The sequence below is a fragment of the Streptomyces netropsis genome, from assembly GCF_014203545.1.
Classification (GTDB): domain Bacteria; phylum Actinomycetota; class Actinomycetes; order Streptomycetales; family Streptomycetaceae; genus Streptomyces; species Streptomyces netropsis.
In genome coordinates this window covers 438,081-461,493 of the sequence record NZ_JACHJG010000004.1, presented here as the reverse complement: position 1 = coordinate 461,493, position 23,413 = coordinate 438,081, and the positions used below count along the sequence as shown (strand labels likewise).

Here is a 23,413-nt window from a genome sequence, read left to right as displayed (position 1 = left end):
GCGCCGCCGCTCGTGGAGGGGACGGGCGGTGGCGCGGGACGGTGCTCCGCGCCGCCGCCCGTGGCTTCATTCCCCGGGCAACGGCCCGGGCAGCGGCCCCGGCAGGGGACCGAGCGCCGCCCCGGGCAACAGCCGCAGCGCGTCCTTGCGCGGGGCGGCGCGGAGCAGACGCAGCAGCACCGCGGGGTGGACCAGGCCCGCCGGGCTGCCGAGCATGTGCTGGACGCGGGCGAACCGGCGGTAGACCGCGGGGTCGTCGGGAAGGACGGCGAGGAGGTTGAGCACGTACCAGCGGGCGATCCGGTGGACCATCGACGGCCGGCAGGCACGGCCGGCCGGGTCGACGCCGGTGGTCAGCATCCACGGCGCGCGGACGATCCGGGCGCAGCGCCGCTGGAACCGCTGGGCGAGCCCGGCCGGGTCACCGGCCGTGGCGCACTGCCGGACCATGCTGCGCAGCAGCGTGGCCTCGGCGGCGGCGACGGTCATCCCCTGCCCGTAGACGGGGTTGAAGGTGCACACCGAGTCGCCGAGCGCGATCAGCCCGTCCGGCCAGGGGGTCACCTTGTGGAAGAGCGTCCAGCGGTTGCCGGGGTGGGTGTAGCGGTGGGCGCGGGAGAGCGGTGTGCCCTTGGCCACGCACGCGGCGACGTCGGGATTGCGCAGCGTGGCCGCGAACTCCTTGAACCCCGCCTCGTCCGTGGGGGGCAGGTCGCCGGCCGCCGCGATGAGGCAGACGATCCAGCGCCCGCCGTCGACGGTGAGGATGCCGCCGCCGCGCGGCACGTCGGGGGCGTGCGGGGCTTCGACGGAGGCGAGCCAGTCGTGCCGCTGCCCGGTCTCGGGGATCCGGTACAGCCGTGAGGTGTAGGTGAGCCGGGTGTCGACGACGAGCTGCTCGGGGCGGGGGAAGTCGGCCTTCTCCAGCCAGCGGGGCAGCCGGGAGGCGTGCCCGGTGGCGTCCACGATCAGATCGGCCTCGATGGTGAGGCTGCCGGCGGTGGGCCGCTGGGAGAGCCGGCGGCCGGTGACCCCGCGTGCCTGGTTGGTGGTGCGGTCGATGACCAGGCCGTCGGCGTGGAAGCCGTCGAGGGTGTGCACCCCGGGCAGGGCGCTCACGCGGCTGCGCAGCCGGTCCTCCAGCGTGGGCCGGCTGAAGGACTGCAGCGGTATGCCCAGCGGGGTGCGCGGTGCCCAGCCGGTGGGCAGCAGGGTGCGGTAGGACGCGCCGAAGTCGAAGACGGGGGCCTCGAGGGCGGCGAGCTCACCGCGCAGACCGGGAAAGAGGGCCTCCAGAAGCTGGCCGCCGTGGGCGAGCATGCCGTGCGGGTGATGGGCCTGCGGCACCCCGTCGCGCGGGCCGCCGCCGGGGCGCAGCCGGTCGCGTTCGAGGATGGTGACCCGGGCGAAGGTCTCCGAGAGCACCCGGGCGGCGAGCAGTCCCGCGTATCCGCCGCCGATCACCACGGCGCGGTCCCAGCGGTGTGGCCTCCGGGCTCCGCCCCTGTCCTCGCCCGTTCCGAACGCCACAGCCGCCTCCCCCTTCCGCCGGAGGCGTCGGCGCGCCTCCGCAGCCCGAGCCCACCTCACCAGGGTGGCCTCGCGGCTTGGCCGACACCACCGCTCACCAGAGCATCTGTCGGCGCGCGCGTGCTTCCAAGCGCCGGGCCCGGAGCCTCAAGAGGGCGTCATGCCGTGCGTCTTCCGCCGGAAGGCGGCGCACACGAAAGTAATCACGGTGCCCGCCACCGCCCACGCGGACAGCACCAGCAGCGGGCCGGTCAGCGCGTTGCCCCCGAAGTAGGCGATGGAGCGGGCGGACCAGGTGCCGGCGCCCGGGGGGAGGGCGGGGCCGACGGCCCGCCAGAAGCCCGGCAGCAGTGGGTAGGGGTAGGCGCCGCCCGCGCTCGGATTGCCCATCACCACGACGATCGCGATGGCGAGGCCGATGCCGAGGACGCCCGCCAGCCCCTGGAGGGCCAGTGTGATGGCGCCGACTGCGAAGACCAGCAGCGCGCCCAGGCCCCACAGGCCGAGGATGCTGCCGGGCAGCGCACCCAGGACGGGGCCCGCGATGACGGCGCCGCCCAGACCCGAGGCGATCGAATAGAGGGCGAGCGCGGCCAGCCGGACGAAGGCCCGCCGGGGGTTGGCGGGGCGCGCGCCGCCGCTGATGGCGAGGATCGCGGCGCACAGATATCCGCCCACGCACCAGCCCACCACCAGGTAGAACGAGGACAGCCCCCGGGCGTCGCCCTTGGCGGCGGGGGCGATGTCGACGACCTTCACCTCGCGCTTCTCGGCCCGCTCGGCGCGGGTGACGACCGTCTCGACGGCCTGGGAGAGCGAGGCGCCGGCGCCACTGGCGACGAGCAGGGTGTCGGTGTTGCCGCGCGGGTCGACGATCAGCGCCGCGTCGGTGTCGCGGTCGTGGATCTGCCGCTCGGCCTCCGCCCGGTCGCCGACGGCGCGCGGGTCGAGGGGGTCGCCCGGCAGTTTGCCGAGCTTCTCCGTCAGCTGCCCGCTGATCTGCTGCGGGGCGACGACGCCGAGCGGGACGTCGGTGGGCTTCGGGCTGTGGAAGGCGCCGATGTAGGAGGTGATGAACGCGAGCTGGAGCACCAGCACCCCGACCACCAGCAGCGCGGCACGCCCGGTCACGGCGTTCCGTACCTCCTGGAGGAAGGAGGGGTGGGTGCCGCCGGTCATGTAGCTGGCCATGCGTCGCTCCTCGCCGCGCCGGTTCGTTCTCCGGTTCGTTCGCCGGTGTGATCCTTTTGTCCTCATATGGTGCGGGGCTCGATGGATCGCCGCAGGTGGCGTGGGCCGTTCGAGCGGGCTGGGGGCAGGCCGGGGCCAGGCCGGGGGTGGCTCAGGCCCGGGCGGCCGAATTCATTCGTACGAACGTTCGAGTCGTGGTTTATGGTGGATACGGGAGGGCGGTCCGGGTCGGTCAGGGGGTGCACAAGCGCAGGAGGTGCGATGGCAGGGTTCACGCACCTGCACACCGCGTCGGGGTTCTCGATGCGGTACGGGGCCTCACACCCGGGACGGCTGGCCGAGCGGGCCGCCGAGCGCGGCATGGACGCGATCGCCCTCACCGACCGCGACAGCCTCGCCGGGGCGGTCCGGTTCGCCAAGGCGAGCGCGAAGGCCGGGGTACGGCCGCTGTTCGGCGTGGACCTGGCCGTACGGGAACCCGAGCCCGAGCCGAGCCCGACCGTCCGGCGGCGCACCCCGGTGCGCGGCGGGGCGTTCGTCGACGAGTCTGCGCCCCGCGCGGTCTTCCTCGCCCGGGACGGCGCGGCCGGCTGGGCGGCGCTGTGCGGGCTGGTCTCCGCCGCCCACGCGGGCGGCACCGAGCAGCCCGAACTGACCCGGGCCGATCTCTCGGGTCTCTCAGGTCTCTCGGGTCTTTCCGGCACGGTGGCCGCCACGACCGGGGACTCCCCGGTCACCGTGCTGCTCGGCGCGGACTCCGAGGTCGGCCGCGCGCTCGCCGCCGGCCGCCCCGACCGGGCCGCGCGACTGCTCGCCCCCTGGCGTGAACTGTTCGGTGCCGCCCTGCGGCTGGAGGTCGTCTGCCACGGCCGCACCGGCACCGGCCCCGGCTCCCTGCGGCTCGCTGCCCGTACCACCGGCTTCGCCGTCGAACAGGGCGTACGGGCCGTCCTCAGCAACGCCGTGCGCTACGCCGACCCCGGGCAGGGGCCCGTCGCCGACGTCCTCGACGCGTCCCGGCGGCTGGTGCCGATCGACCTCCGCAGGCCCGAGGGGCTCGACAGCGGTGAGCGCTGGCTCAAGGGGCCCGGCGACATGGCCGCCCTCGCCGGACGGATCGCGGAGGCCGCCGGCTTCCGGCGCGACACCGCGCACCGGCTGCTCGCCATGACCGAGGAGACCGCCGCCGCGTGCCTCGTCGACCCCGAGGACCACCTGGGCCTGGGGTCCGTCCACTTCCCCGAGCCCCATCTGGTCGGAGCCGGGCCGCGCACCGCCGACCGCGTGCTGCGGTCCCGCTGCGCGGCGGGCCTGGTGCTGCGCCGCCACGACCGCGACCGCCGCTACTGGGACCGGCTGGACCTCGAACTGCGCACCATCGAACAGCGCGGCTTCGCCTCGTACTTCCTCACCGTCGCCCAGGTCGTCGACGACACCCGCGCGCTCGGCATCCGGGTCGCCGCCCGGGGCTCCGGCGCGGGCTCCCTCGTCAACCATCTGCTCGGCATCGCCCACGCCGACCCCGTCGAGCACGGACTGCTGATGGAGCGCTTCCTGTCGAGGCGACGGGCCGCGCTGCCCGACATCGACATCGACGTCGAGTCCGCGCGCCGCCTGGACGTCTACCGCGCGATCTTCGACCGGTTCGGCGCGGAGCGGGTCGCGACCGTCGCCATGCCCGAGACCTACCGGGTGCGGCACGCCGTGCGGGACGTGGGCGCGGCCCTCGGCATGGACCCCGCCGAGGTGGACCGGCTCGCCAAGGCCTTCCCGCACATCCGGGCGCGTGACGCCCGGTCCGCCCTGGCGGAACTGCCCGAGCTGCGCGGCGTCGCCGCCGGACGGTACGGGCCCACCGACAAAAGGCTGTGGGACCTCGTCGAGGCGCTGGACGCGCTGCCGCGCGGTATCGCCATGCACCCCTGCGGCGTACTGCTGTCGGACGCGACGCTGCGCGGCCGTACCCCCGTCGTGCCGACCAGCGGCGAGGGGTTCGCGATGTCCCAGTTCGACAAGGACGACGTGGAGGACCTCGGGCTGCTCAAGCTCGACGTCCTGGGGGTGCGGATGCAGTCCGCGATGGCGTACGCGGTGGGGGAGGTCGAACGGGCCACCGGGCGCCGGGTCGACCTGGACGACCCCGCCCAGGTGCGGCCGGGCGACCGGGCGACCTACGAGCTGATCCGGTCCACCGAGACGCTCGGCTGCTTCCAGATCGAATCACCCGGCCAGCGGGATCTGATCGGGCGGCTCCAGCCCTCGACCTTCCACGACCTCGTGGTCGACATCTCGCTCTTCAGGCCCGGCCCGGTCTCGGCCGACATGGTGCGGCCCTTCATCGAGGCCCGGCACGGGCGGGCACCCGTCCGCTTCCCGCACCCGGACCTGGCGGAGGCGCTGGGCGAGACCTACGGCGTGGTCGTCTTCCACGAGCAGATCATCGAGATCCTGCGGATCATGACCGGCTGCGGCCGGGACCTCGCGGACGAGACGCGCCGCGCGCTGTCCGACCCCGAGCTGCTGGGCCGGGTGCGCGCCTGGTTCGCGGCCGAGGCGGCGGGACGCGGCTACTCGCCCGACGTCGTCCACCGCACCTGGGAGATCGTCGAGGCCTTCGGTTCGTACGGCTTCTGCAAGGCGCACGCCGTCGCCTTCGCCGTGCCCACCTACCAGTCCGCCTGGCTGAAGGCGCACCACCCGGCGGCCTTCTACGCCGGGCTGCTCACGCACGACCCGGGGATGTACCCGAAACGCCTGCTGCTGGCGGACGCGCGGCGGCGCGGGGTGCCGATCCTGCCGCTGGACGTGAACCGGTCGGCGGCGGCCTATCGGATCGAACTGGTGTCCGAGAAGGAGGGGTACGGCATCCGGCTCGCGCTCTCCGAGGTGCACGGCATCACCGAGGCCGAGACGGACCGGATCACGGCCGGCCGCCCCTACACCTCGCTCCAGGACCTGTGGCTGCGCGCCCACCCCTCCCGGCCCGTCACCGAACGGCTCGCGCGGGTCGGGGCGCTGGACGCCTTCGGCTCCAACCGCCGGGACCTGCTCCTGCACATCGCCGAGCTCCACCGGCGGCAACGCGGCGCCACGGCTCAACTGCCGCTGGTCGACAGCGCACGGGCCGAGCCGGCCGGTCTGCCCGACCTCGACGACGCCGAGCGCCTCGGCGCGGAGCTGAGCGTGCTCGGCATGGACACCTCGCGTCATCTGATGTCCGACCACCGGGCGTTCCTGGCGGAGCTGGGCGCGCTGCCGGCGAAGCGGCTGCGCGACGCGCGGCACGGCGAGACCGTCCTGGTCGCGGGCGCCAAGTCCGCCGTCCAGACCCCGCCGATCCGCTCGGGGAAGCGGGTCGTCTTCACCACCCTCGACGACGGCACGGGCCTGGTCGACTGCGCCTTCTTCGACGACTCCCACGCCGCGTGCGCGCACACGGTCTTCCACTCCTGGCTGCTGCTGGTCCGCGGGGTGGTGCAGCGCCGCGGACCGCGCAGCCTTAGCGTGGTGGGCGCGGCGGCGTGGGACCTGGCGGAGCTCACCGCGCTGCGCGCGGAGGGCGGGCTGGGCGCGGTGGCGGAGGTGCTGGCGCACCCCGCGGTTCCCGCCGGCGCGGGTCCGGACCGGCGCATCCGGATGTCCACCGGGTACGCCATGCATCCGTGGGCGGATCTGCGGCCGGCGGGTGAAGGGGCGGCCACGGGGCGCAAGTTGTGGCACGCGAGCCAGGGGAGTGCGGGATGAACACGCGAAGGCTTTCCCCGGTCCCGCCCCTTCCCGAAACCGGGGCCAGGCCCCCGGCCCCCGGGGGCGCGCCGCGCGCGGCGGCCCCAAACGTCGGCCGGGCCGACAAGCCGGCCCGTCCGGCGATCGAGGACCGGGGGTCCGGGGGCGGAGGCACCGTCCTGTACGTGCACTTCCACCCCGCCGCCGGGACCGCTCTGGAGGAGGAGACCTACGACGGACTGCTCGCCCTCCTCGCCGAGGTGACGCCCGTCGTCCAGGCGCTGCCCCCCGACGCCGCGCTCATGGACGTCCGGGGCGCGCTGCGCTACTTCGGGCACGACCCGGCCGAACTCGCCGGCATCCTGCGGGTCCGGACGCTCGCCCACCACGCCGTGGACTGTACGGTCGGGATCGCGGGCAACCCGATGCTCGCGCGGATGGTCGCGCAGGACGGGGCGCCCGGAGCGGTCCGCGGACTTCCCGGCGAACCGGACGCGGTGAGGGCGTTCCTCGCGCGCAGACCCGCCGCCGCGCTGTACGGGGTGGGGCCCGCCACCGCCCGCACCCTGTGCTCGTACGGCCTCGACAGCATCGGCCGGATCGCCGAGGCGCCGCTGTCCGCGCTGCAACGGATCCTCGGCGCGGCCGCCGGGCGCCGGATCCACGAACGGGCGCGCGGTATCGACCCGACCCCCGTCACCCCCGACGAGCGGGCCCGCTCGATGGGCGCCGAGCACCGCTTCACCCACGACGAGCTGGACGCGGAGCACCGGCGCCGCGCGCTGCTCACGCTCGCCGACGGCCTGGGAGCCCGGCTGCGGGAGGGCCGGCAGGTCGCCCGCGGGCTGACGCTCACCGTCCGCTACGCCGACGGCTCCTCGACCACCCGCTCCAGGACCTTCGCCGAACCCACCGCGCACACCCCCGCGCTGACCGCCACGGCATACGCGCTGCACGGCGCACTCGGACTGCAGCGCGCCCGGGTGCGGGCCGTGGCGCTGCGCGCGGAGGGGCTCGGCGACGCCGTACTCGCCTCGCGCCAGCTGACGTTCGACCTCGCGGACGACAAGGCGTACCGCATCGAGGCGGCCGTCGACCGGGCGCGGGCGCGCTTCGGGGTGGCCGCGGTGGGGCCCGCGGCGACGCTGGACGTGGCGTGAGCGAGCGCGGGGGCCGATGGGCCGTTCGTGTCGCATGTATTGACCGGTGTCCGACCGGCCCGCATCCTACTCGGAAGTAATGTGACGGGCTCTCAGCCCGCTTTCCGGCCTGCCGCCACCCGGATCGCCGGGTGGACATCAGTGTGCTCATCACCCCATCGCGAGGTGTTCGGATGACGCTGTCCTGGAGACCCCTCCGCACCCTTCTGCCCGCGCTCGCCCTGGCGTTCGCCGCCGTAGCGGCACCGAGCGCCGCGGCCGCCGCCCCGTCCCGCACCCCGGCCGTGAGCAGCGGGTGGAACGACTACTCCTGCAAGCCCACCGCCGCCCACCCCCGGCCCGTCGTCCTCGTGCACGGCACCCTCGCCAACTCCGTCGACAACTGGGTCGCCCTCGCCCCCCACCTGGTGAGCCGCGGCTACTGCGTCTTCTCCCTCGACTACGGACAACTGCCGGGAGTTCCCTTCTTCCACGGCCTCGGTCCGGTCGCGAAGTCGGCCGAACAGCTCTCCGCGTTCGTCGACAAGGTCCTGGCGGCCACCGGCGCGCCCGAGGCCGACCTGGTCGGCCATTCCCAGGGCGGCATGATGCCGCGCCACTACCTCAAATTCCTCGGCGGCGCGGCCAAGGTGAACGCCCTCGTCGGCATCGCCCCCGACAACCACGGCACGACCCTGCTCGGCCTGACCAAGCTCCTCGACCTCGTCCCCGGCGCCCGCGACGCGATCCACGGCCTCACCCCCGGGCTGACCGACCAGGCGGCGGGCTCCGACTTCCTGCGTCGCCTCAACGAGGGCGGTGACACCGTGCCCGGCGTCCGCTACACGGTGATCGCGACGCAGTACGACGAGATCGTCACGCCGTACCGGTCGGGTCATCTCTCCGGCCCCGACGTCCGCAACGTCCTCATCCAGGACCGCTGCTCGCTCGACCTCTCCGGGCACGTGGCGATCGGCGTACTCGACCGCCTGGCCTTCCACGAGATCACCAACGCCCTCGACCCCGCCCACGCCACCCCGACCACCTGCGCCGGCTGACCACGATCACCCGGACGCCGGGAGGGCGCGAGTGCGAGGGGACGCTCGCGCGGGTAAGGGCCTCGCAGCAGACGAGGGCCGTGACCTTCGGTCACGGCCCTCACCGCCGTCCCCCGGCACCCGAGGGGTGCCTGGGAACGGACGAACGGGAGCGGTGATCGCCGGACTCTGTTTGACTGGGCGTCATGCACCAGTGGTCCAGCGGGAACTGACGGGAGAGCTCCCCCGCCCGGAGCGGGGTGAGGCCAGGGTGGGGGATGGTCGAAGGTGCCCGAGAGAACACGAGCGGCCCACGCGGTCCTGACCGATGTGGTCACGCTGCTGTCCGAGCTGGAATTCGCCGGCGATCCCGACCAGCGGGTCTGGTTCGCCGAGCTCGTCGGCGACGGCCTGGCCAGGCCGGTCGAGTGTCTTCGCAAGAACATGCGACTCGATCTCGTCGGCATCGCCCGTGACGCACTGGCGCAACCCGGAGGGGGCGAGGCGCTCACGAGTGCCGTGCGGCTGCTGTGCGGCGACGCCGCGGCCGAGGACGTACTGCGTACGCTCTCCCCGCCCGTCCTGCCGGCCGGTCTCTTCGACGAGCGCACCGAGGCCCAGGTGCGAGAACTGCTGCGGAAGTTCGGTGAGGCGGACACCCGGCGGCTGCGGGACCTCACGGCCCGGTGGACGGGACTGGACCTGTCCGCCGACCGGTCGGCCCCCGTGCTCTTCGACGAGCTCCTGGACCACGCGGCACAGCCCGACGGGGTGCCACCCGCCGTGGTCCTCCTGGAGTGCGCCGCGCGGGTGAACGAGCGGCTGGCGCAGCGGCTGGGGCTCGTCTGTGACGACTGGGCGGGACGCCAGGGCGCCCTCGCCGCCCTCGCCGCGCGCCGGGCCGAGATGGCGGACAGCCAGGCGGACCCCTCGGTGCCCAAATGCCTGGTGGTCATGCTCGAACCGGCCGACGACGGCACCGGCGAAGTGCACGTACGGCACTGGATCAACGATGTCGCCGGTGTCTGGGCGCCCCGGCAGGGCGAATGCGTGACCGTCGCGCCGCACCGGCTGCACCGGGCGGTCGGGCAGGCCCTCGCCCGGGGGGACGCACTGTGGGCCCGGACCCCGGACTCGGATCACGAGATCCCCGCGTACGTGGAGTTCGTCCTCCCCTTCCACCTGCTGAACCTGGACATGGCGGCCCTGGACGTGTCGGAGGGCGGCGCCTCGCCGCTTCCCCTGGGACTGGCGTACGGCGTTCATCTGCGCAGCCTGGAGCGGATGCGCCAGGCGAGCTCACGCCAGATGCGGTTGTGGCGCGAGCGCTGGAAGGTCGCGCACAGCGGGGACGTCGCGCAGCGTCTGATCTGGCGGCAGGAGGACTCCGGCCGGGGCGGCTGGCTGGCCGGGCTGCGCGCCGACAACAAGGTCGCCGTGGTCGAACTGCGGGGTGCGGCCGTCGAGGACCAGGCGCTGCCCGCCCTGCGGGAAGCCGTGTACGAGGGGATCGGCGTCGCGATCTGGGACCGCCGGGAGACCTGGCCCGCGGAGACCGGCGCCACCGTCCGCCAGCTGCTGTCGCACGCGGTCCGTCAGCTGCCGTATCAGGTGTACCGGGAGCGGATCGCCGCCGCCGCCGACGCGGACGGAGCGGGACAGTTGGGCAGACACATAGCGGTTCTGTGGGACGACCCGTACCGGCTCGTCGACCGGGACGCCCTGCACGACCACGAGGAAGAGGAGGTCCCGGCATGACGGAGACGGGGGCGGCGGGAGAACCGCAGACGGCACAGGGGTCGCACGAGGAGGACGCCCGGCGGGGCACGACGGGCTACGGCACCCCGGTATCCGCCCCGTCCGGCTGGCGGGTCTTCCACGCGACGGGCGACGCCCCGGTGGGGGCATCCGTCCGCCTGCCCGCCCCGCCGCCCTGGCGCGAGTTCGGCGGCGAGCCGCTCCAGCCGCCGCCCGGCGACGACCCCCGGGCCACCGAGCGACGCCTCGGCACGGCCCAGGCCAGGCCCCAGTTACGGGACGAAGAGGTCGACCTGGTCAATGCCGCGCTGCTGCTGCGCCGGCCGATCCTGGTCAGCGGGCCGCCCGGAGTCGGCAAGTCCACCCTCGCCTACCTGGTGGCGCGGGAGCTGGGGCTCGGCCGCGTCCTGCCCTGGTCCGTCGTCAGCCGCACCACGCTCAAGGACGGCCTCTACGCCTACGACTCCATCGGCCGGGCGCAGGCGATCGCGGCGTGGCGGGCGGGCGAGGAACGCGAGGAGGCCCCCGAGATCGGTGACTACGTCACCCTCGGCCCCCTCGGCACGGCCCTGCTCGCCTACGAGCGCCCCCGCGTGCTGCTGGTGGACGAGCTGGACAAGAGCGACATCGACCTGCCCAACGACCTGCTCCACGTGATGGAGAACGGCTGCTACGACATCCCCGAACTCGTCCGCAGCCCCCAGCGGGAGGCGACGGTCGTCACCGACGACCCGAACGGGAGGGCCGTCGTCCACGGTGGCCGGGTGGAGTGCCGCGAGTTCCCCGTCGTGATCATCACCAGTAACGGCGAGCGCGAGTTCCCCGCCGCCTTCCGCCGCCGGTGCCTGCCCCTGGAACTCCGTCCGCCCGGCCGCGAGCAACTCGTGTCCATCGTGGTGAGTCATCTGCGGCGCAGGCCGGAGGGGATCGAGGGGCTCCTGGACCACTTCGAGAAGAGCGTGGCCGCCGGTGGTACGCAGACCGTCGACCAGCTCCTCAACGCCGTCCAGTTGATCGCATCGGGCGGTTTCCACGACGACGAGGCGGGGCGTAAGCTCGTCGAGATACTCCTTCGCGACCTCGCGAAAGGCCGCTGATGACCGGGACCCCCAGAGAACGATCCCCTGTCCCCGGCGACGCGCGAGAGGGACAGCCGGCCGACGCGGACCGCACCGGCGTCGGGGAGCCGGACTGGCGGGAGTACGCCGACGCCGTCTGGCTGACCGCCGCCCGGCTGCGCCACCCCCCGGCCGCCCCCTCGGCACACGACCCTCCCCTCCCGACGGCCCACGGCACCGAACGCGACGACGACGTTCCCGGCAGGCCGGACGCGCCGCCCGACGCCGCACCGAAGGCTCCGGTTCCCCCGCCTCCCCTCGACCACGCGCCCCAGGCCGCACCGGAGCCCAAGCCGTACGGGGACGAGGTGCCGATCCCGGTGCGTCCCACCCGCCCCGCGGAACGGCCCGATCCGATCCCGCCCCCCGTCGTGCGGAACCAGTCGTTGCTCGCCAAGGCGCTCCACCGGCTCGGCCGCCGCGTCCCCTCCCGGTACCGGACGGAGCTGGACGAGGAACGCACCGCCCGGCACGGCATCATCGACGGTCTGTGGATGCCGTATCTGCGGCCCACACCGGAGCGAGCCTTCGATCTGGTGGTACTCGCCGACGACGGACCCACGATGCCGGTCTGGGCCCGGGAGGTGGAGCGCATCACCGTCGAGGCGGAGCGCAGCGGCGCCTTTCGTGACGTGCGCACCGCCCGCCTCGCACTGGCACCCGCCCGCGCCGGCCTGCGGCTGCCCGGACATCGCACGGCGGACCCCGCCGAGTTGATCGACGGCCGGGGCACCCGGGTGTTCCTGGTGGTGACCGACGGCCTCGGAGCGGAGTGGGCGGGGCCCGGAGCGCAGCGACTCCTGCACCAGTTGTCCACGGCCGGCCCCACCGCACTGGTACATCTGCTCCCCACCTACCTCTGGCACCGCTCCTCCGTCCGCCCCCGCCCCAGCCGACTGGAGTCGGGCGGTTTCGGCACGTCCAACCAGGCCATGGGGTACGGAGATCCGTCCGTCGGCGGTGATCCGACGCGCCCCATGCCGCCCCGGGGCGGTCCCGGCGGAACGTTCCCCGTTCCGGTCCTGAGCCTGAAACCGGCCGCCTTCGGGCTCTGGGCAGAACTGGTGACCGGAGAGCCGGGGCTGAGCCGGCAACTGCCCGTGGTCTTCCCCGACGAATTACCGAGGGCCGCCGCGGCCTCCGGTCTGCGCGCTCCCCGCACCGGCACACCCGCCGCGGCAGCTCGCGCCGTACGCCGGTTCGAATCCCTGGCCACCCCGACGGCGCGGCGGCTGGCCACCCATATCGCCGCCCTGCCCTTCGAGTTCGAGCTGATCGAGCAGCTGCGGCACCGCATGGTGCCGCAGGCGTCACCCGCCCATCTCTCGGAGATCCTCATGGGCGGGCTGATCGACTGGCGCGCCCCGGACCGGGGCGGCCCCGACTTCGCGAACGGCGTCCGCGAGGCACTGCTCGCCCTCGGCACCCGCAGTCAACTGGCCCGGGTGGTCACCAACTTCGCGGAACTGCGTGACGGCCGTGAGCGGGGCGGCCGGCTCAAGGCCATCCTGCGCGACCCGGGCTCGGTCGCCCTGCCGGAGGTCTCCGAGGCGGGACAGGCGTGGCTCCGGGTGGAGCTCGCGGTGCTGCGCGCACTGTCCGGCCCCTACAGCCGTCGAGCGGGGGAGCTCGCCCGGCGCGCGGCACGGGAGCTGGGCTCCCTCGGGGACGCACCGGGCGTATCCGCGGGGGGTAGCGAAGGATCTTCCTTGGGCATGAATGAAGCGAATGATCCGGATACGTCCGGCACGCCTGAAATTCCAGGAGACGTTGTGCAACCGACATCCCCGATCACCGAGGACCGGAAGGCTGACCCACAGATGGAGCGCGATACTTCGGAGATCCGGGTCATCCGCACCGGCCGGCCCGCGGTCATGGGAAACGTCCCCCAGAAGAACCCCAACTTCACCGGCCGGGAGAGCCTCCTCGACAGCATCGAGGAGCAACTGCGCGGCGACGGCACCACCGCCGTACTGCCGCAGGCGCTGCACGGCATGGGCGGGGTGGGCAAGTCCCAGCTCGCCATCGAATACATCTACCGCCACAGCCACGAGTACAACGTCATCTGGTGGATCCCCGCGGAGCAGGAGAGCCTGATTCTCGGAGCCCTCTCGGAGCTCGCCCGCCGCCTCGGACTCGACGTCGGTCCGCAGGCCAACACCACGGTCCCGGCGGTCCGCGAGGCGCTGCGCAGCGGAAAGCCGTACGACAACTGGCTCCTGGTGTTCGACAACGCCGAGGACATCGACGTCGCACGCCGCTACTTCCCCACCGACGGCCCCGGCAAGATCCTCATCACCTCGCGCAATCGCGAGTGGGAGCGGATCGTCCCACCGCTCAGCGTGGACGTGTTCACCCGGGCGGAGAGCGTGGCACTGCTCCAGCGCCGGGCCCGCGGCATGTCCGACCAGGACGCCGACCGACTGGCCGACGCGCTCGGCGACCTGCCGCTGGCCGTGGAGCAGGCCGGTGCCTGGATCGCCGCCACCGGCATGCCCGTGGCCGAGTACGTCGAACTCCTGGAACAACGCACCCCGGGCATCCTCCAGCTCGATCCCTCACCCGACTATCCGGTCTCGGTGGCCGCGGCCTGGAACATCTCCCTGGAAAGCCTCGCCGAGTCCAACCCGGCCTCCCGGCAACTGCTCGACATCTGCGCCTGCATGTCGCCCGAGCCGATCCCGATCTCCGCGCTGCGCGCCTCCCGGGCGATCGAGATCACCCCGGAACTCGACCCGGTGCTGCGCAATCCCGTGCTGATCGGCCGTGCCACCCGCGACCTCAACCGCCTCTCGCTCATCAAACTCGACCACGGCACAGGCACCCTGCAGATGCACCGGCTGATGCAGGCCGTCCTGCTGGAGTCCATGACCGCGGAGGAAGCCGCCCGGACGCGCCACGCGGCGCACGTCCTGCTCGCGGCGGCCAAACCGGGCGCCCCGCACTCGTCCGACCAATGGGTGGCCTATCAGCGGCTGCTGCCGCACGTCATCGTCTCGGGGGCGGTGCGCAGCGACGATCCATGGGTCCGCGAGCTCATCAACGACATCGTCTTCTACCTCTACTACTGGGGCGCGCACGAGACCGGCGCGTCACTCGCCCGCGAGGCGTGGAACGCCTGGCTCGGCCAGTCGGGCGAGGAAGACACCCAGGTCCTCCAGATGGGCAAACTCCTCGCCTACTTCCTGCGGCTGCTGGGGATCGGCGAGGAGGCGCACGCGCTCAACGAACAGGCGCTGGAGATCTCCCGACGCCCCGGGGTGCCCGAGGAGGAGCTCATCGACTCCATGTGGCAGATGGCGGGAGCGCTGCGCTACCGAGGCGACTTCTACGCGGCGCGCGACCTCGACGTCGAGGCCACCGGCCGGGCTCTGGACCTGTTCGGTCCGGAGGACCCGGGGGCGCTCCAGGCGGCGCACAGCTACGGCGTGTCGCTGCGGCTCTGCGGCGAGTTCGCCAAGGCCAGGGAGCTGGACGAGGAGACGGTGCGACAGTGGGAGCTGCTGTACGGCCCCAACAGCGGTCTCACCCTCAACACGCTCAACGGGCTGGCCATCGACATCCGCGAGAGCGGCGACTATCCGGCAGCCCGCAAGCTCCAGGAGGAGACCTACCGGGTCAGTACCGCGGTCAACGGCGTCGACAACGCCGCCACCGTGCGCGCGGCCCGCAATCTGGCCGTGTGCCGCCGCCGTGACGGATCGCTCGCGGAGGCCGCCGAGTTGAGCGAGGAGACGCTCAAGCGGTTCACCGACCGGTACGGCCGGGATTTCCGGGACACCCTCGCCACGGCGATGAACGTATCCGTCGACCGGCGGCTGCACGGCGATCTGGACTCCGCGCAGGAACTCGGCGAGGACACAGCCCGCCGGTACCGCGCCACGCTCGGTGCGAACCACCCCTTCTCGCTCGCCGCCATGGTCAACCTCGCGGCGACGGAGCGGGCCCGGGGGCGCCACGCGCGGGCCGAGGAGCTGGACGCCGAGGCGGGCCGACGCCTGCGCGCCACCCTGGGCGACCGGCATGTCACCACACTCATCGGTGACCTCGGCGTGGCCAACAACCACTACGCGCGCCTCGACTTCGCCGCCGCCCACGCGGTGGACTCCGCCGCACTCGTGGTGCTGGAGGAGGTCTGCGGGCCGGACCATCCGGTCACCCAGTGCTGCCGGGCCAATCTCGCACTGGACCTGCGGGCGCTGGGGCGCAATCAGGAAGCCGACGACATGCACGCGAGGGCCGTGGGCGCGCTGTCGCGATGCGTCCGCGCCGGGCACTACTGGCTGGAGGCGGCCAACGCGCACCGGCGCATCGAATGCGACATCGCGCCGATGCCGATGTAACCGCCTCCGAAGAGCGGAGCGGGCCGGCCGCTCGGTCCCGATCAGCCGGCGCCGGGCGTGGGTGCCGTGACCGGTCCGGCCCGCTCCGGACTGTCGCCGTACCCCGCGTCCCCCGAACGCCGCCCGCTGCGGTCGGCCAGCCACCGCACCAGGGCGAGCAGCGGCTGGGTCGCGATCGTGGTGGCCAGGGCCATCAGTACGAACACGGAGTACAGCGGTCCCGCGATCAGCCCTGCCTGCAGGCCCGCGTTGAGCGCGATCAGCTCGGTGAGACCCCGCGCACTGAGCAGCACCCCGATGGTCCGGGCATCGTCGCGCCCCACACCGCAGAGCCGGGCGGCACCCAGCCCGCTGCCCACCTTGGCCAGCACACCGAGCAGCGTCACCAACGCCAGGACCACCAGACCCGCACCGTCCAGCCCACCGACCGACACATTGCTGCCCGAAATCACGAAGAAGAAGGGCAGCAGCAGACCCGAGACATCGTTGAGCGGCCGCACCAACTCGGCATCGAGGGTGCCGCCCGCCTCACGCGGAACCACCGCGCCGGCCAGCAGGGCACCGAAGATCACATGCAGCCCCAGGGCACTGGTGACCCAGGCCGAGGCGCAAGCGAAACCCACCAGCACCGCCAATCGGTACGAGGCATCCAGATGACGACGCCACAACAGTCGACGCAGCAATGGTCGCGCCCCGAGCAGCATCGCCGCGGTGAAGAGCAGCGTGAGCCCCAGCCGCACGCCCCAGTGGGGCTCGCCGTGACCACCGGCGTCGAGGAGCGCGCCGACGAGCACCGCCCAGCCCATCACGTCGATCAGCCCGGCGGCGGACATGGCGATCACCCCGGGCAGCGTCCCGGCCAGCCCGTTCTCCCGCACTATGGCCGTCAGGACCGGTACCGCGGTGATCGAGAGCGCCACCCCCAGGAACAGCACGGCGGAAACCGGCATCCCGGCCGGAGCGCCCAGCCGTGCCAGTTCCTCGCGGAAGAGCAACGCGGCTCCGACGCCCGCGGCCATGGGCACGAGGAAGGCCGCGAGCGACACCGTCACCACGGTCCGCGCGCGCTGCCTCAGGATCGAGAGATCGAGCTCGTACCCCACCCCGAACAGGAAGACGACCAGTGCGAGCTGGGAGAGCGCATTGAGCATCGGCGCGATCCCGGGCGGGAACAGCTGACGTGCCACGGCGGGCGCGACCGCGCCGAGCAGCGTCGGTCCCAGGGCGATGCCGGCGATCAGCTGCCCCACGATCACCGGTTGGCGCATCCACCGCGCCAACCGCCCGGCAGCATGGGCGACGACGATGACGACGGCCGCTGCGCCGACGAAGTGCGTGATCATCGCGTCCGGGCTCATGAGACACCTCTGGAGTCGGGTACGGACGAAGTCCAAGCGAAGTATCTTGCCCAGAATACGAGGAAACTGACGGCACGTTATCCGATGGGGGACGCATGACCACGGTGGTTTTCGTTCATGGCACGGGAGTTCGGGAGCCGGGATTCGGGGAGCTGTTCCAACGGGTCGGCGACGGCCTGGCGCACCGCACTCCCGGGGTGAAGCTCATCCCGTACTACTGGGGTGCGGAGCACGGGGCACGCCTCGCGGCGGACGGCGCCAGCCTGCCCGCCGAAGGCACCGCGCGCGGCGTGCCCGACCCCGGCACGACGGAGCCGGACGGCACGGACGCCGACGGCGAGAGCGCCCAGTGGGAGCAGCTGTACCGGGACCCGCTGGCCGAGCTGAGCGCGGTCGCCCTGGCCCCGGCGGGCCCCGTCGCCCGGCCCGAACTCCCGCCCGGCGCCCCGCACCCCTCCGAGCTGCCCCGCCTCCTCCTCGCCCGGCTGGCGTCCTCGCCCGAGGTGAGCGACGCGACTCTGCCCGGTGTCCGCCGCGCCGCCGCCGATGTCTCCCGCAGCCCGCTGCTGGGCCCCGCCGCCCAGGCACTGCCGGCCGCCGACGCCGAAACCGGCGCTCTGGAGCACCTGCTGGCCCGTGCGGTGGTCGCGACGTGCCTGCGCTCCCTCCTCGACGCGGACGCCCCCGTCATCCCCGACGGAGAACAGCGCGACAGGGCGGTGCGGCAACTCGCCACCGCCATGGGGGCGCCGGCGGCCGGCATGGAACGCGGTGCCGCCTCCCTCCTGCTGCGCCCCGTCGTGCGCGCCGGATCCCGCTACGCGGTGCGCCGCCGTCGGGCTCTCACCCAGGCCGCGCACCCCGCCGCCGGGGACGTCCTCCGCTACCTCGCCCACGGTGAACCCGTTCGAGCGGGGCTGTGCGCGACCCTGGAGGGCCTCGAAGGTCCGGTCGCCGTCCTCGGGCACAGCCTGGGCGGCATCATCGCCTTCGACACCTTGGTCCGCCGCGCCCACCCGGCCGTGCGGTCGCTGGTCACTGTGGGATCCCAGGCACCGTTCCTCTACGAGATCGGCGCGCTGCCGAGCCTCGGCCATCCCTCGGTGCTTCCCGGTCACTTCCCCGCCTGGCTCAATCTCTACGACCGCCGCGACCTCCTCTCCCACGTCGGCGGCCCGCTCTTCCCCGGCAGGGTCCGGGACGTCGCCATCGACAATCGGCAGCCCTTCCCCGCATCGCACAGCGCCTACTGGGCCAACCCCGCCGTGTACGCCGCCATCGCCGGGGAACTCACATGACCGCCCCTCCGGCCGACCGGGTCTTCGCGCTCGTCGTCGGCATCGAGCGCTACGCCGCGGGCCCGTCGTGGGAGCTGCCCGGCCCGGCCCGGGACGCCCTGCGCTTCAGGGACTGGCTGCTGGCGCGCGGCGTTCCCGAGCGGAACGTCATGCTGCGCCTCGCACCGGCCGCGGGGTTCACCGCGCGGCCGGACTACGGCCCCGCCGACCACGCGTCCGTCCGTCACGACCTGGTCACCCGTCTTCCCGCTCTGGACGGCGACGTGCTGTGGATCTGGTGGGGCGGTCACGGCGTCCTCGCCGAGGACGAACACATCCGGCTGTACACGGCCGACGCCACCGTCTCCGACAAACGCAATCTGGACCTGGAATCCGCCCGCAGATATCTGGCCAGCGACGCCGTCGCCGGCTTCACCCGCCAGATCTGGGTCGTGGACGCCTGCCAGACCTTCGCCGAGGAGCATGCCCACCGGCAGGGCCTGCCCGGGGAGCAACTGCCGCTCGGCGGTCGGGAGAACGTCCACGAGCAGGTCCTGATGCTCGCCGCCGACCGGGGCCAACGCGCCGCGAACGACCCCGTACGCGCCACCGGCCTGTTCTCCGCCGCCCTCCTCGACATCCTCCACGAGGACACGAACGCCGCGGCGGCGGCCGGTCCGGCGGACATCGAGGCGCTGTTCGGCCGCGTACGCGAACGGATGGCCGAGTTGCGGCTCGCGGGACACACGGGACAGTTGCCGCGACTGGTGCTGCACGGAGCGGACCGCACCGAGACATCGCGACCGGCCCCGGCCGCCATACGCCCAGGCCGCGTCAGGGCACACCTGATCGACGCCCTGCTCGCGTACCCGTTCATGACGGATCCGGCACAGCGGCAGATCATGGTCCGTCTGCTGGACACGCCCGCCGTCCAGACCATGCACCGGGGCAGCGACCCCCGCTCCGACGCCACGGCGGTCTACCTGGGGTTGCGCCGGATCCCCGACGGCCTCTGGTTGCTGTACGACGCCGTGACCCTGCTGGATCCCGACGAGGAACTCGCCACCGGACTGGAATCGGCCGTCCTCGCCTGTTACGCCCTGCAGGAAAGCGGATTGCGATGATCGAGCGGGGTTCCGACACCGGTTCGGTTTCGCCATCATGGGTAACACGTCAGGACGGACGGAACGCCCGGGATGCGCTGTGGCCGGCGATCCGTGCACGAAGTGGGGGACGCTGAGTGGACGAGCCGGTGCGCGCTGACTGCTTGACGTCGGACCTGGCCGACCTGGGCCGCGTGGACATCACCGCCCTGCGGTCCGTGCCGCGCTCGCTCCGGGCCGGCCGCCTGCTCGAAGAGGTGCGGCGGGCCCGCGGCCGGGCCTGTGTGGACACTCCTCCGGGAAGGGCCGAGTGACCCGGTCCGACGCCGGACAGCAGCCGCTCACCCTGCCCGGTGTGTGCTTCGACGCCCTGGCCTCCGGAGGCGGATCCGCACGGGAGTCCTCCTTCCTGGCCGCCGGCGAGCGTACCCGCCGACTGCTGCTGCTCGGTGAACTCCTGGACCTGCTGGAAGAACAACCGGCGGCGCTGGGACCACTGCCGCCGGCGGCGGCCGCCTGGGAAGCCATCGGCCGCGCCGCCCGCGCCCGGCCCTCGGCGGTGGAAGAACTGCTGAGCGCGCCCCAGGTGGGCAACTGGATCGCACATGCCCTGCGGCGCCTGCACGGCACCGCGGGCGGGCCGCCGCTGTGGGTGGACACCGGGCACGTGCACGCGCTCTCCGTCGTCGCCTGCCTGCGGGCCGGTGTGGACGGGGCCACCGAGGTCCCGGTCCGCAACGGTGACGTCATGCTGCCGACCCTCGGGCTGGCCCGGCTGCCCGGTGCCACGTCCCCGTACACCACGGCACGGGCGGACGTCCGGGGCGGCACGCTCCACCTCACCCGCGGCACGCGTTCGACCGCCGTCGAACCCCTGCGAGCGGGCCGGTCCGCCACCTGGCTCGCCCTGCGGAGCGTGGACGACCGGGGCCGGGTGGTCCTCGACGATCTCGACCCGTACCGCGACCTCGACGACCCGGTACCCCCCGACCCCCTCGGCGGCGCCGAATTCCAGGCCTGGCGGACGGTCTTCGGCGAGGCCGTGGAGATCCTCGCGGCCGACCCGGCACCCGGCCCGGGCCGGCCGGTCCTCACCGACCTGCGCTGCCTCGTCCCCTGGGGGCCGGCTCTCGCCGCCGCGGGAGCCGAGCGGCTTCCCGTCCGCAGCGCATCCACCGCGGACGCCTACGGATCCATGGTGCTCTCCCGTCCCCCGGACGGTCTCGCCCTCGCCGAGACGCTCGTGCACGAACTCCAGCACGGCAAGCTCGGGGCGATCATGCACCTCTTCCCCCTGCTCGACGACGACCGGGCCGAGACGTACTACAGCCCGTGGCGCCCGGACCCGAGGCATCTCACCGGCCTGCTGCACGGCGCCTACGCCTTCACCGGCGTCGCCGGCTTCTGGCACGACCGGCTCGGCGGACCGCACCACGACACGGCCGCCTTCCAGTTCGCCCTGCGCCGCCTGCACTGCCGCCACGCCGTGGCCACGTTGCTGCGGCACGCCCGGCTGACCGACGTCGGACGCCGACTGGTGCACGGCCTGGCGGCGACGCTCGACGCATGGCTGAGGCGCCCGCTGGACGTCCGCGTCGTCCGGCGGGCCCGCGCCGCGGCCCGCAGCCACCTCGTCGAATGGCGGCTGCGCAATCTGCGGTGGGACGCCGCCACCGGGACCACGCAGGTGACCGGGGGTCTTCAGCACGGTGTCTGGTACGACGACCGGGTCCGGCTCTACGGCCTGCCTCCCGGTCTGCTCGCCGATCCGCGGACCGCCGACGAGTACCTGTGCGCGGGAGACCCCGCCGCCGCGCTCCCGCGCTACGCGGAGGCCCTGCGCCGCGACCCCGGGGACGCGCACGCGCAAGCGGGCTGGCTCCTCGCGGCGGCCGCCCTGCGACCCCGGCTGCGCCCGGCACTACGACTGCCGGAACGCGCCGCCCACCTCATGGCCTGACCCGCGGCACGCCCTGCGCCCCCGCGCCCCCCGGCAAAACGAAAGCGAGGACCGCGACCATTCGGTCGCGGTCCTCGCTCTGCAAGTGTCCGAGGGGGGACTTGAACCCCCACGCCCGATAAAGGGCACTAGCACCTCAAGCTAGCGCGTCTGCCATTCCGCCACCCGGACAAGGTGTCTGCCTTCGGGGCCGTGGCCCCTCCGACATGGAAAACAATAGCAAACATCCAGGGGTGCTCGATCACCCGGCCGGGCGCCCGGAGGGGACTCGTGACGGGCGTGTGTCGGCAGCATTGCGGCCTTGGGCTGTGCGGGCGGGAGAGAGAGGATGGCCGTGGACCCACGCCGGGGCCGCCGGGCTGCGGCGGCTCCCGGCGGCGAACCACGAGGAGGCAGCGTGAGCGAGTCGAAGCCGGGCCGTAGCGGAACGGGCCGGAGCGCCGAGGACGAGGTCGTCGACCTCTGCCGTGATCTGATCCGGATCGACACCAGCAACTACGGCGACCACTCCGGCCCCGGCGAGCGCGCCGCAGCCGAGTACGTCGCCGAGAAGCTCGCCGAGGTGGGGCTCGAACCCCAGATCTTCGAGTCCCACAAGGGACGGGCCTCGACGGTGGCGCGGATCGAGGGCGAGGACCCCTCCCGGCCCGCGCTGCTGATCCACGGCCACACCGACGTCGTGCCCGCCGACGCCGACGACTGGACCCACCACCCCTTCGCCGGCGAGATCGCGGACGGCTGCCTGTGGGGCCGCGGCGCGGTCGACATGAAGGACATGGACGCGATGACGCTCGCCGTCGTCCGCGACCGGATGCGCTCCGGCCGCAAGCCGCCGCGCGACGTCGTCCTCGCCTTCCTCGCCGACGAGGAGGCCGGCGGCACCTACGGCGCCCGGTTCCTGGTGGACAAGCACCCCGGGCTCTTCGACGGGGTGACCGAGGCGATCAGCGAGGTCGGCGGCTTCTCCTTCACCGTCAACGAGAACCTGCGGCTGTATCTGGTGGAGACCGCCCAGAAGGGCATGCACTGGATGCGGCTCACGGTCGAGGGCACCGCCGGGCACGGCTCCATGACCAACAGTGACAACGCGATCACGGAACTGTGCGAGGCGGTCGGCCGGCTCGGCCGGCACCGGTTCCCGGTCCGGGTGACCAAGACCGTGCGGTCCTTCCTCGACGAGCTGTCCGACGCGCTCGGCACCCCGCTCGACCCCGAGGACATGGAAGCGACCCTCGCCAAGCTCGGCGGCATCGCGAAGCTCATCGGGGCGACGCTGCGCAACACCGCCGCCCCGACGATGCTCGGCGCGGGGTACAAGGTCAATGTGATCCCGGGGCAGGCGACGGCCCACGTCGACGGCCGCTTCCTGCCGGGGTACGAGGAGGAGTTCCTCGCCGATCTCGACCGGATCCTCGGGCCAAAGGTCAAGCGCGAGGACGTTCATGCCGACAAGGCATTGGAGACCACCTTCGACGGCAACCTGGTCGACGCCATGCAGACGGCGCTCAGGGCCGAGGACCCGATCGCGCGCGCCGTGCCGTACATGCTCTCCGGCGGCACCGACGCCAAGTCCTTCGACGACCTGGGCATCCGGGGCTTCGGGTTCGCGCCGCTCAAGCTGCCGCCGGAGCTGGACTTCGCCGGGATGTTCCACGGCGTGGACGAGCGAGTGCCGCTCGACGGACTGAAGTTCGGCGCGCGGGTGCTCGACCGGTTCCTGGACGAGGCCTAGGAATTCGCGAAGCTGTGCGCATCCGCCGCGCGCTTAACCGGAAAGGGTGAATGGCCAAAGCATCACGTAGCTCGCCCACCTCCTCGTCGTTACATCTATGCGGTCCGCGGCTGGGACCGCATTGCCAACAAGGAGGAACCA

Annotated in this window: 14 protein-coding genes and 1 tRNA gene; 11 read left to right on the top strand and 4 right to left on the bottom strand. The window is 73.3% G+C overall.

Going from position 1 to position 23,413, the window contains the following annotated elements; translation table 11 throughout:
* Positions 1–66 precede the first annotated feature (66 nt).
* Positions 67–1,530 carry an NAD(P)/FAD-dependent oxidoreductase gene (locus FHS38_RS13190; protein WP_184733706.1) on the bottom strand — a complete coding sequence of 488 codons (1,464 nt, stop codon included), beginning with the start codon at positions 1,528–1,530 and terminating at the stop codon, positions 67–69.
* Positions 1,531–1,677: 147 nt separating this feature from the next.
* Positions 1,678–2,721: a DUF3533 domain-containing protein gene (locus tag FHS38_RS13185; protein ID WP_184733705.1), complete on the bottom strand. Its 1,044-nt coding sequence runs from the start codon at positions 2,719–2,721 to the stop codon at positions 1,678–1,680.
* A gap of 261 nt (positions 2,722–2,982) precedes the next feature.
* Between FHS38_RS13185 and FHS38_RS13180 the strand changes: the two genes are divergently transcribed.
* From FHS38_RS13180 to fxsT, 6 genes are all read left to right on the top strand, one after another.
* Positions 2,983–6,465 (top strand): DNA polymerase III subunit alpha, encoded by a 3,483-nt coding sequence (locus tag FHS38_RS13180; protein ID WP_184733704.1) that lies wholly within the window; start codon positions 2,983–2,985, stop codon positions 6,463–6,465.
* A 167-nt stretch (positions 6,466–6,632) separates the two neighbouring features.
* A complete protein-coding gene (locus tag FHS38_RS13175) occupies positions 6,633–7,607 on the top strand; it encodes a DNA polymerase Y family protein (protein ID WP_308433523.1) in 975 nt (324 codons plus the stop codon).
* Positions 7,608–7,780: 173 nt separating this feature from the next.
* Positions 7,781–8,644 carry an esterase/lipase family protein gene (locus FHS38_RS13170; RefSeq protein ID WP_184733702.1) on the top strand — a complete coding sequence of 288 codons (864 nt, stop codon included), beginning with the start codon at positions 7,781–7,783 and terminating at the stop codon, positions 8,642–8,644.
* Between the two features lie 267 nt (positions 8,645–8,911).
* Entirely contained in the window at positions 8,912–10,381 is a 1,470-nt protein-coding gene (locus tag FHS38_RS13165; RefSeq protein WP_184733701.1) for a VMAP-C domain-containing protein, read from the top strand.
* Positions 10,378–11,478 carry an AAA family ATPase gene (locus FHS38_RS13160; protein WP_184733700.1) on the top strand — a complete coding sequence of 367 codons (1,101 nt, stop codon included), beginning with the start codon at positions 10,378–10,380 and terminating at the stop codon, positions 11,476–11,478. The genes FHS38_RS13165 and FHS38_RS13160 overlap by 4 nt, the downstream gene beginning before the upstream one ends.
* A complete protein-coding gene (gene fxsT, locus FHS38_RS13155) occupies positions 11,478–15,842 on the top strand; it encodes an FxSxx-COOH system tetratricopeptide repeat protein (RefSeq protein WP_184733699.1) in 4,365 nt (1,454 codons plus the stop codon). The genes FHS38_RS13160 and fxsT overlap by 1 nt, the downstream gene beginning before the upstream one ends.
* A 41-nt stretch (positions 15,843–15,883) precedes the next feature.
* On the opposite strand, the gene FHS38_RS13150 is transcribed toward fxsT, so the two are convergent.
* Positions 15,884–17,200 carry a cation:proton antiporter gene (locus tag FHS38_RS13150; protein WP_184733698.1) on the bottom strand — a complete coding sequence of 439 codons (1,317 nt, stop codon included), beginning with the start codon at positions 17,198–17,200 and terminating at the stop codon, positions 15,884–15,886.
* 95 nt (positions 17,201–17,295) lie between these two features.
* On the opposite strand from FHS38_RS13150, the gene FHS38_RS13145 reads away from it, so the two are divergent.
* The 4 genes from FHS38_RS13145 to FHS38_RS13130 all read left to right on the top strand — a co-directional run bounded on the left by FHS38_RS13145 (position 17,296) and on the right by FHS38_RS13130 (position 21,540).
* On the top strand, positions 17,296–18,498 hold the full coding sequence (locus tag FHS38_RS13145) for a hypothetical protein (RefSeq protein WP_184733697.1): 1,203 nt from the start codon (positions 17,296–17,298) through the stop codon (positions 18,496–18,498).
* Positions 18,495–19,601: an effector-associated domain 2-containing protein gene (locus FHS38_RS13140; RefSeq protein ID WP_184733696.1), complete on the top strand. Its 1,107-nt coding sequence runs from the start codon at positions 18,495–18,497 to the stop codon at positions 19,599–19,601. The genes FHS38_RS13145 and FHS38_RS13140 overlap by 4 nt, the downstream gene beginning before the upstream one ends.
* A gap of 143 nt (positions 19,602–19,744) precedes the next feature.
* Complete coding sequence (locus FHS38_RS13135; protein ID WP_221494908.1) at positions 19,745–19,894, top strand: aldo/keto reductase; 150 nt, start codon at positions 19,745–19,747, stop codon at positions 19,892–19,894.
* Positions 19,891–21,540, top strand: a complete 1,650-nt coding sequence (locus FHS38_RS13130; protein WP_184733694.1) for an HEXXH motif domain-containing protein — start codon at positions 19,891–19,893, stop codon at positions 21,538–21,540. Before FHS38_RS13135 ends, FHS38_RS13130 begins: the two co-directional genes overlap by 4 nt.
* An 86-nt stretch (positions 21,541–21,626) precedes the next feature.
* Here FHS38_RS13130 and FHS38_RS13125 read toward each other — a convergent pair.
* Positions 21,627–21,711: transfer RNA gene (locus FHS38_RS13125), tRNA-Leu, on the bottom strand.
* 226 nt (positions 21,712–21,937) lie between these two features.
* Between FHS38_RS13125 and FHS38_RS13120 the strand changes: the two genes are divergently transcribed.
* Positions 21,938–23,272: a M20/M25/M40 family metallo-hydrolase gene (locus FHS38_RS13120; protein WP_184733693.1), complete on the top strand. Its 1,335-nt coding sequence runs from the start codon at positions 21,938–21,940 to the stop codon at positions 23,270–23,272.
* The last annotated feature ends 141 nt before the right edge of the window (positions 23,273–23,413 follow it).

Coding starts and splice junctions, on each gene's coding strand:
- FHS38_RS13185 (WP_184733705.1), bottom strand. CDS start 2,721: ATGGCCAGCTACATGACCGGCGGCACCCACCCCTCCTTCCTCCAGGAG.
- FHS38_RS13180 (WP_184733704.1), top strand. CDS start 2,983: ATGGCAGGGTTCACGCACCTGCACACCGCGTCGGGGTTCTCGATGCGG.
- FHS38_RS13170 (WP_184733702.1), top strand. CDS start 7,781: ATGACGCTGTCCTGGAGACCCCTCCGCACCCTTCTGCCCGCGCTCGCC.
- FHS38_RS13160 (WP_184733700.1), top strand. CDS start 10,378: ATGACGGAGACGGGGGCGGCGGGAGAACCGCAGACGGCACAGGGGTCG.
- fxsT (WP_184733699.1), top strand. CDS start 11,478: ATGACCGGGACCCCCAGAGAACGATCCCCTGTCCCCGGCGACGCGCGA.
- FHS38_RS13150 (WP_184733698.1), bottom strand. CDS start 17,200: ATGAGCCCGGACGCGATGATCACGCACTTCGTCGGCGCAGCGGCCGTC.
- FHS38_RS13145 (WP_184733697.1), top strand. CDS start 17,296: ATGACCACGGTGGTTTTCGTTCATGGCACGGGAGTTCGGGAGCCGGGA.
- FHS38_RS13140 (WP_184733696.1), top strand. CDS start 18,495: ATGACCGCCCCTCCGGCCGACCGGGTCTTCGCGCTCGTCGTCGGCATC.